The 8,288-nt window shown below is 68.4% G+C and carries 7 protein-coding genes and 1 pseudogene; 4 read left to right on the forward strand and 4 right to left on the reverse strand.

Features of this window, described 5'->3' with window-relative positions; all coding sequences use genetic code 11:
- Positions 1-296: 296 nt before the first annotated feature.
- From BFF94_RS35865 to BFF94_RS35875, 3 genes are all read right to left on the reverse strand, one after another.
- A complete protein-coding gene (locus BFF94_RS35865; RefSeq protein ID WP_128847822.1) occupies positions 297-809 on the reverse strand; it encodes a disulfide bond formation protein B in 513 nt (170 codons plus the stop codon).
- A gap of 138 nt (positions 810-947) precedes the next feature.
- Positions 948-2,324 carry an amidase gene (locus BFF94_RS35870; protein WP_219140416.1) on the reverse strand — a complete coding sequence of 459 codons (1,377 nt, stop codon included), beginning with the start codon at positions 2,322-2,324 and terminating at the stop codon, positions 948-950.
- A gap of 7 nt (positions 2,325-2,331) precedes the next feature.
- Positions 2,332-3,012: a GntR family transcriptional regulator gene (locus tag BFF94_RS35875; RefSeq protein WP_128847824.1), complete on the reverse strand. Its 681-nt coding sequence runs from the start codon at positions 3,010-3,012 to the stop codon at positions 2,332-2,334.
- A gap of 280 nt (positions 3,013-3,292) precedes the next feature.
- On the opposite strand from BFF94_RS35875, the gene BFF94_RS35880 reads away from it, so the two are divergent.
- Positions 3,293-4,480 carry a gamma-glutamyl-gamma-aminobutyrate hydrolase family protein gene (locus BFF94_RS35880; RefSeq protein ID WP_219140417.1) on the forward strand — a complete coding sequence of 396 codons (1,188 nt, stop codon included), beginning with the start codon at positions 3,293-3,295 and terminating at the stop codon, positions 4,478-4,480.
- 115 nt (positions 4,481-4,595) lie between these two features.
- Positions 4,596-5,294, forward strand: coding sequence for a DUF2968 domain-containing protein (locus BFF94_RS35885; RefSeq protein ID WP_128848620.1), 699 nt, complete (start codon positions 4,596-4,598; stop codon positions 5,292-5,294).
- A gap of 76 nt (positions 5,295-5,370) precedes the next feature.
- On the opposite strand, the gene BFF94_RS35890 is transcribed toward BFF94_RS35885, so the two are convergent.
- Positions 5,371-6,312 carry a hypothetical protein gene (locus tag BFF94_RS35890; protein ID WP_219140418.1) on the reverse strand — a complete coding sequence of 314 codons (942 nt, stop codon included), beginning with the start codon at positions 6,310-6,312 and terminating at the stop codon, positions 5,371-5,373.
- A 350-nt stretch (positions 6,313-6,662) separates the two neighbouring features.
- Here BFF94_RS35890 and BFF94_RS35895 point away from each other — a divergent pair, with 350 nt between their 5' ends.
- Entirely contained in the window at positions 6,663-7,958 is a 1,296-nt protein-coding gene (locus tag BFF94_RS35895; RefSeq protein ID WP_128849136.1) for an MFS transporter, read from the forward strand.
- A 136-nt stretch (positions 7,959-8,094) separates the two neighbouring features.
- Positions 8,095-8,288 (forward strand): annotated as a pseudogene (locus BFF94_RS35900) (IS3 family transposase); the annotation flags it as partial.

Consider the following 8,288-nt stretch of genomic DNA (forward strand, 5'->3'; position numbering starts at 1 on the left):
CCGGGCTATCAGGAGGCGATCATGTCGATCATAGGCCCGTCGCGCGGGGTCAGGGTGCCGATGCGTGCACATCGGGCCGAAACGCAGGCGTGACGGGGCGTGGGTGCGCAAGCCGCGCGACGCGCGTTCGCCCGGATATCCGGGCGGCGGTGGAGTAGGTGTTTACGCGTGGCCGGCAAGGTGCGGCCGGCAGAAGCATCGGTCAGAGCCGGAGGATGACGAACCGGCGGGACGAACCGGCCGCGCACGGCACGATCGATCGGGCCGCGCGCGCCGGGGGCCGGAAAAGCGGCCGGTCAGCCCGCGAGCTTGCGGCGATGGCGCCAGAGGCTCGCGACGACCGCAATCAGGATCGCGGCGAAGCCGATCAGCGCCCAGCCGGGTAGCAGGATGCCGAAGATCGGCGGATAGACGGTCTCGCACAGCCCGGCGACCTTGAACATGCCGGGGAACCACTGCGCGGGCGGCAGGCTGTCGACGATCGGCTGCAGCGTGTCGAAGCCGCAGCTGAAGCCCGGATTCATCTGGATCGACAGGTGCCGCGCGGCCGTGCCGACGCCGCCGGCCGCGGCGATCGCGATCAGCAGTTCGAGCCCCCAGATGACGCGCCAGTTGCGGATCCCGGCGGCCAGGAACGCGAAGATCCCGATCGCGCAGAAGAAGTAGCGCTGGATGATGCACAGCGGGCACGGATCTTCGTTCTTCACGTACTGCAGGTACAGCGCACCGGCCAGCAGGGCGATGCACACCCATCCGAGCAGCATCAGCAGGCGGCGTTCGCGGCGTAGCGCAAGCGTGTAGTCGTTCATGTCGGCGGGGTTCCTCGTGGGTCGGTCCGGAAAACAATCGCGCGATTTTAGCGCGAACGGTCTGGCACGAAACTGACAGCGCGCGTGCGGCACCCTGCCGCACCGTGCGCGCCGCCCGCCGGCGGACGGTTGGTGCGGTCAGCGGATCGTGTTCAGCACGGCCTCGACCGACTGGCCGATCGCGAGCAGCGCGTCGTCGCGATGCGGTGCCGCCGCGAGCATCAGGCCGACCGGCGCCGCGTCGCGCGGATGGCACGGCAGCGACAGCGCGCACGCGTCGAGGAAGTTGAACGCGCTCGGGTTGCGCAGGATCAGCGCATTGGTGCGCGTGAACGCGGCGTCGTCCGCTTCGAGTTCGGCGATGCGCGGCGGCACGACCGGCACCGTCGGCGCGACGAGCGCATCGAAGCGCGACCAGACTGTGTGTGCGGCTTCGTCGAGCATCGCGGCGCGCGCGGCGAGCAGGTCGAGATAGTCGGCCGCGCTCGCGGGTTCGCCCTTCAGGATCCGCGTGAGCACGCGCGGGTCGTACCGGTCGCGGTGTTGCGCGAGCAGCGGGCGATGCCACGCGTAGGCCTCGATCGGCGAGAAGCCGAAGCGGTTGAGGTCCGGCAGCCGGTCGAGCGCGGGGAAGCGCACTTCCGTGACGATCGCGCCGGCGGCCTCGAGATGCTTGAGCGCGGCGTCGAGCGCGGCCGCGACGTCGGCATCGACGCCGTCCGTCACGTAGTTCGTCAGCACGCCGAGCCGCACGCCTTCGAGCGGCCGGGCGGCCGGCACGTGCGGTTCGAGGCCCGCGAGCATCCGGTCGACGAGTGCGCAGCATGCGACCGTCAGGCCGATCGGGCCGAACGAGTCGAGCGTCGTCGACAGCGGCACGCCGCCTTGCGTCGGGATCCGGCTCGCGGTCGGCTTGAAGCCCGTCAGCCCGCACAGTGCGGCCGGAATGCGGATCGAGCCGCCCGTGTCGGTGCCGAGCGCGACAGCGGCCATCCCGTCGGCGACGGACGCGGCCGCGCCGGACGACGAGCCGCCGGAAATCCGCGCATCGCCGGGCACGTCGCGATGGTACGGCGAGCGCGGATTGCCGAAGTGCGGGTTCAGCCCGAGCCCCGAGAACGCGAACTCGCTCATGTTGGTGCGGCCGACCAGCACCGCGCCCGCGCGCTTGAGCCGCGCGACGGCGACTGCGTCGGTACGCGCGGCCGGCGCACCCTCGAGCACGCGCGAACCCGCGCGCGTCACCTGGCCCGCGACGTCGAACAGGTCCTTGACCGACACGGGAATGCCCGCGAGCGGCGACAGCACGGTGCCCGCGGCGCGCAGCCGGTCGTGCGCATCGGCGGCCGCGCGCGCGTTGCCGGCATCGACTTCGGTGAAGACGACGGCGCCCTGGCCCGACGGATCGGCGATCCGGTCGAGCGCGGTGTCGACGAGCGCGCGGCTCGTGGTCCGGCCGGCTGCGAGATCGGCGGCGAGCTGGGCGAGCGGGGGAAAGGGCGTGAAAGTGGTCATGAGCGGCTCAGGGGCGAAGATGTTGAAGAAGCGTGGAGCGGAACGAGTCGATATGGCCTTCGACGGCCGCGCGTGCGCCGGCGGCATCGTGCGCGGACAGCCGTTCGAACAGTTCGCGATGCTCGAGCTGGACGTCGGCGAGATGGTGAGGTTCGGACAGCGTGACGAACCAGAAGCGCAGCGAGCGCTCGTGCAGCGCACGCAGGATTTCGGCGAGGACCGCATTGCGCGCGGCCGCGGCGATCGCCTGGTGAAGTGCGCGGTCGAGTTCCATCATGCCCTCGACGTCGTGCGTGTCGACGCAGGCCTGTCCGTCGTCGAGCAGCGCAGCCATGCGCGCGAGATCGTCGGGTGTCGCATGGCGCGCGGCGAGTTCGGCGCAGTGCGCTTCGTTGATGCGCCGCACGTCGATCACCGCGACGATGTCGTCGAGCGACAGCGGTTGCACCATCAACCCCTTGCGCGGCATCACGGACAGCAGCCCCTCGAGCACGAGCCGATGCACGGCCTGGTGCACCGGCGTGCGGCCGATCCCGGTGCGCGCGACGAGGTCCGCTTCGTTGAGCGCGGCGCCCGGCTTCAGGCGCATCGTGATGATGTCGCGCTGGATCAGCGCGTACGCGCGGTCGGCGAGGCTGACCGTCGACGCGGCGCGCCGGTCGCGGGTAACGTCGGCCAGGGCATTCATGCGGGTTGTGGCACGGCGGCCGGACGGGGCGCGATCATGGCGTGGGCGTTCGGAAAGCGTGGACGGTATCTGGATATTATTGTGATATATCACTGGTGTCCAGTGCCGGCGACCAGACGTCGGTATCGTCGGCGCGCGAACGGGGACGCTCCCCGGCGCGGTTTGCCGCCGACTTGCAACAATATCGACAGGATGTTGCAGGTTTGCCGCTCGATCGTGCACTGAAGCATAATGAATCCTCGTCTATTCATACGCGTGAGCGACGTACCAGACCATCGTCATGAGCGAAAACACGCCTTCCCAGGCCGGTCTGCCCGGCACCTCTTCCGTTTCTTCCGGTTTCCCCCGTTCCGATCCGGCGAAAACGCCCGATGCGCCGGCAGCGCAGGCTGCCGCGCAGAACGTCGCCGCGGACGGCGCGTCGCCGGTCACGGCAGCGTCCGAGCCGGGCGCGCCCGGCGCGACGGGCGCCGCTGGCAATGGCGCTGCCGCGCCGTCGCCGAAGCCTGGCGCGCCGCCGCCCGGGTTCGGCGCGCCGCCCGATTTCGACACGCCGCGCCCGCCGCCCGCGAACGCGCAGAATGCACCGCCGGCCTACCTGAAGCAGAGCGACACGCCGTGGTCGGTGTTTGGCCGGATCGTGGCCGCGCGCGCGCGCCGGCTGTTCGACCGCGCTGGCCAGCGCATCACGCAGCGTACGCTGCGCATCGGCGTGTCGGCGCGGATCTTCCATCCGGAACCGGGTGCGAAGGGGCTGCGGGGCAAGACGCTGCAGTATCTCGAGGAATCGATCGCACACTGGGTGATGTCGCGCGACGTGCTCGTGTTCATGATTCCGACCGTTGGCCATCAGGGCATGATTCACCCGAGCAACATCCGCCTGCGCGACTACGCGAAGCATCTCGACGGCCTGCTGCTGCAAGGCGGCGCCGACGTGTCGCCGCAAACCTACGCGGCGTCGGACGCCCGCCCCGAATGGCCGGGCGATCGCGTGCGCGACATGTACGAACTCGAGTTGCTGCACGAGTTCGTCGAGTCCGGCAAACCCGTCCTCGGCGTGTGTCGTGGCTGCCAACTGATCAACGTCGCGTTCGGCGGCTCGCTGTACCAGGACATCGCCACCGATGTGCCGACCGCGAATGCGCACGTGAGCGAGCATTACGACCAGCATCGCCACGCGATTCGTTTCCCCGACTCGTCGACGCTCGCGAGCATGTTCCCTGGGCGCAGCGAAGCGATCGTCAACTCGATCCACCATCAGGCGATCCGCGATCTCGGCCGCGATCTGAACATCGAGGCCGTGTCGGCCGGCGACGGGATCATCGAAGGCATTCGCCACCGGCGTTCGCCGTTCGTCGTCGGCGTGCAATGGCACCCGGAGTTCCATCGTGCGGGCGGCTCGGAATTGCTCGACTGCACGCCGCTGCTCGATGCGTTTCTGCGCGCGGCGCGCGAAACCCGCCTGTAGCCAGCCGCATTTTTCGCGTCGTATGAGGGCCGGCCGCATCCTGATAAATTCGAGATGCGGCCGTTTCGTTTTGAACGATAATCGCGAGTTCCGATTCGTTCGCCGGAGTCTGACGTTGGCTTTCCAAAATTTTTCCCCTGCACGATGTGCTACGTGGATCGTTGCACTGGCGGCCTGCGCGCATGCGGGCGCGGCCTGGTCCGCCGACGCGACCGCGCCTGTCGCCGGTACGCGTCCTGCGGTAACGAGCCTGCGCGGCGACGCGTCGCCGGCGGCATCCGCGTCGGCCGCGACGGACGCAGCAGCGCAAGGCAATGTCGCCGAGCTGACGCAGATGCTGCACGACGGCCGGATCGTCGAAATGCGCACGACGTACAACGGCAGCTACGGCGCGAGCCTGATGTTCGATCCGCGCGAGATGACGTACTACGTCGCGCTGTTCCAGGACAAGAATCTGTGGCGCGTGATCCGGTCGCAGGAGAAGAGCCGCGCGGAGATGGTGTACGCGAACTTCGTCCAGCAGACCGTGCAACTTGCCGATATCGAGATCCGTCGTACCGAGCTGCAGGCGCAGAAGGCGTTTCTCGAGCGCGTGATCGCGCTGCAGGCGAATCGTGCGCAGCAGTTGCAGGCCGACCTGAGCGTCGCGCGCAGCCAGCAGGCCGAAGTCGCGCAGCGGCAGAGGTCGGCCCAGGAGCAGACGCAGGCACTGCAGGTCGAGAAGCGGGCCGCGCAGTTGCAGTTGCGCGATTTGCAGGAGCAGGTGCGGCAACTCGAGAAGCAGACCGAGACGGGGCTGCCTGTACACAAGTAACGATTCGTCGGACGGACGGAAGAGACGAGCGAAACCCGGCGAAGCGATCTTCGCCGGGTTTTTTATTGGTCGGGCGTCAGCGCGTGAACGCGTCCGGCACGTCGGTCAGGCGGCGATGGGACAGTTGCGACGTCCAGTCGAAACCGGCGGCGGGCGCGTGCGTTGCGCGGGCAGGCCGGGTAGCGTGCAGCGCGCTTGCCATCGCAATCAGCGTGAGCGGATCGTCGAGCGTGCCCGTTGCGCGCGGCGGCGGGACGAGCCGATCGCGTGTGCGGGTGTCGGCTGCGTTGCTCTGGATCGGCTGACGTGCAGCCAGCCGCTGCACGGTCGGGGGCTGGGGCGGTGCCGCCGCTTTGCGCTCGCCGTTTGACCGATGCGGCGATGCAGTGGCTGCGCGCTGCACACGGGACGTTGCATTCGGACGAAGCGCTGCCGGACGAAGCGTGACGCGGTGCGTGCCCGGTGATGATTCGGCGTTTGTCGCGATAGGTGTCACCATCTTGCGCTGCGGTGACGCGTTCGTCGGCGTACCCGGCTGAACCGCGGCGACCCGCACGGTACCGGTCGACGTGGCGTGATCCGGTACACCGCCGGCCGTTTGAATCGCGTGCCCGGGCCCGAAACCCGTGGACGGCTCATGCGCGGCGATCAGCCAGCCGATGATGCCGAGTGCGCCGATGCTCCAGCAGATCGCGGACATCGCGCGCCGGTCACGGGAGCCGCCGGCGGTACGGCGGGAGCGCCGGCCGCCAGCGGCAGCCTGCGCGACCGGCGCTCCGGCCGAGGTCGGCGCCGACGCCGACACCGCCACGGGCATCGGCTGCCAGCGGCACGCACGGTGCGGCCTGTCGACGTCGATGCAGGACGTCGACAGTGTCGCGAGGCAATGCTTGCCGGGCCGGGCGCCGGGCGCGCCGCGAAAGGTCCATTCGCGGCCGAACGACGGGATGTGAGCGAGCGGGGCGACGCGAGGGCGGCCGAGCGCGCCTTCGACGGGGACGAGAGGCGATGGGGTCATGAGGGCGGTGCGCCGTGCGACACGGGCAACCGTGCCGGCCGCGGCGCGGAAATGTCGTCGCAAATCGTGACATTGTGGTCAGTCGGCGAAGGCCGGTCGATCAGATCGATCTGATTTTTGCTTCCGTTTCGGGGTGACTCGTACGATAGGAAGGCCGCGACGGCAATGACAGGGGGCACAAGGCAAATGTCGGCTTGGCGTGGCATCATTCGCCGACCATGCCGGGGTGCGCGTCGTCGTGCGGCGCGCCGCCGGCGGGCAGCGATGCCCGTGCGCGCCGGCCCGGCGCGCCGCGTGTCGTTGGATCCATGCGGCGCGGATTCGCGCCATCCGAGCTGAGCGAGAAAAACATGTCCACAGCGTCACACGCCATCGCGCAGGAATCGAAAGTCCGCACCGTATTCCGGGTAGTCAGCGGCAACTTCCTGGAAATGTACGACTTCATGGTCTACGGCTATTACGCGTTGGCCATCGCGAAAACCTACTTTCCGAGCGGCAACGCCTTTGCGTCGCTGATGCTGTCGCTGTCGGTGTTCGGCGCGGGCTTCCTGATGCGTCCGGTCGGCGCGATCGTGCTCGGCGCATACATCGACCATCACGGCCGGCGCAAGGGGCTGATCCTGACGCTCGGGCTGATGGCGCTCGGTACGCTCACGGTGGCCTCGGTGCCCGGTTACGCGACGATCGGCGTGCTCGCGCCGGCGCTCGTACTGCTCGGCCGGCTGCTGCAGGGCTTTTCGGCGGGCGTCGAACTCGGCGGCGTGTCGGTCTACCTGTCGGAGATCGCGACGAAGGGCCACAAGGGGTTCTATACGTCGTGGCAGTCGGGCAGCCAGCAGGTGGCCGTCGTGTTCGCCGCGCTCGTCGGCGTGCTGCTGAACCGCGCGCTGCCGGCCGAGGAGATGACCGCATGGGGCTGGCGCGTGCCGTTCCTGATCGGTTGCCTGATCGTGCCGTTCCTGTTCCTGATCCGTCGATCGCTGAAGGAGACCGACGAGTTCCTCGCGAGGCGTCATCGTCCGACGATGGGCGAGATCATGCGCTCGATGCTCGACAACTGGGGTGTCGTGGTTGCCGGCATGGGGATGGTGATCATGACGACGGTGTCGTTCTACATGATCACCGCCTATACGCCGACGTTCGGCAAGGAAGTGCTGCACCTGTCGTCGCTCGACGCGCTCGTCGTGACGGTTTGCGTGGGGATCTCCAACCTCATGTGGCTGCCGCTGTCCGGCGCGCTTTCCGATCGCATCGGGCGTCGCCCGGTGCTGATCGCGTTCACCGTGCTGACGCTGCTGTCGGCTTACCCGGCCGTGCTGTGGCTCGTCGGCGATCCGTCGTTCCTGCGGCTGCTGGCGGTCGAGCTGTGGCTGTCGTTCCTGTACGCGTCGTACAACGGGGCGATGGTCGTCGCGCTGACGGAAGTGATGCCGGCCGACGTGCGCACGGCCGGCTTCTCGCTCGCGTACAGCCTGGCGACGACGATCGGCGGCTTCACGCCCGCGATCTCGACGCTGCTGATTCACCAGACCGGGAACAAGGCGGCGCCGGGGCTGTGGCTGAGCGTTGCCGCGATTTGCGGGTTGATCGCGACGCTCGTGCTGTATCGCACGCCCGAGGCGCGCAACCAGTACAAGGCGGCCTGACGGGCGCCCGCACATCGCGCGGCGCCGGCCGTACGCATCACATTGAAAAAGGGAGCGCGGCGCGCTCCCTTTTTTCGTGTGCGTGACCCGTCCTGAAATAGGTTGACACTTTTTCGCCGAAACGAAGAGGTGCCAAGTGGAGCAAGGGATCAAGCGGACCCAGCGGGACTACAGTCTGGCTTTTAAGCTGTCGGTGGTGACGCAGGTCGAAAAAGGCGAGCTGACGTACATAGAGGCGCAGCGACGCTACGGAATTCAGGGACGCTCGACCGTACTGGTATGGTTACGTAAGCACGGCTTGCAGGATTGGGCCGATCCATCCGGGCGTGC

It is taken from the genome of Burkholderia catarinensis (assembly GCF_001883705.2).
Lineage (GTDB): Bacteria > Pseudomonadota > Gammaproteobacteria > Burkholderiales > Burkholderiaceae > Burkholderia > Burkholderia catarinensis.

Coding starts and splice junctions, on each gene's coding strand:
- BFF94_RS35865 (WP_128847822.1), bottom strand. CDS start 809: ATGAACGACTACACGCTTGCGCTACGCCGCGAACGCCGCCTGCTGATG.
- BFF94_RS35870 (WP_219140416.1), bottom strand. CDS start 2,324: ATGACCACTTTCACGCCCTTTCCCCCGCTCGCCCAGCTCGCCGCCGAT.
- BFF94_RS35875 (WP_128847824.1), bottom strand. CDS start 3,012: ATGAATGCCCTGGCCGACGTTACCCGCGACCGGCGCGCCGCGTCGACG.
- BFF94_RS35880 (WP_219140417.1), top strand. CDS start 3,293: ATGAGCGAAAACACGCCTTCCCAGGCCGGTCTGCCCGGCACCTCTTCC.
- BFF94_RS35890 (WP_219140418.1), bottom strand. CDS start 6,312: ATGACCCCATCGCCTCTCGTCCCCGTCGAAGGCGCGCTCGGCCGCCCT.
- BFF94_RS35895 (WP_128849136.1), top strand. CDS start 6,663: ATGTCCACAGCGTCACACGCCATCGCGCAGGAATCGAAAGTCCGCACC.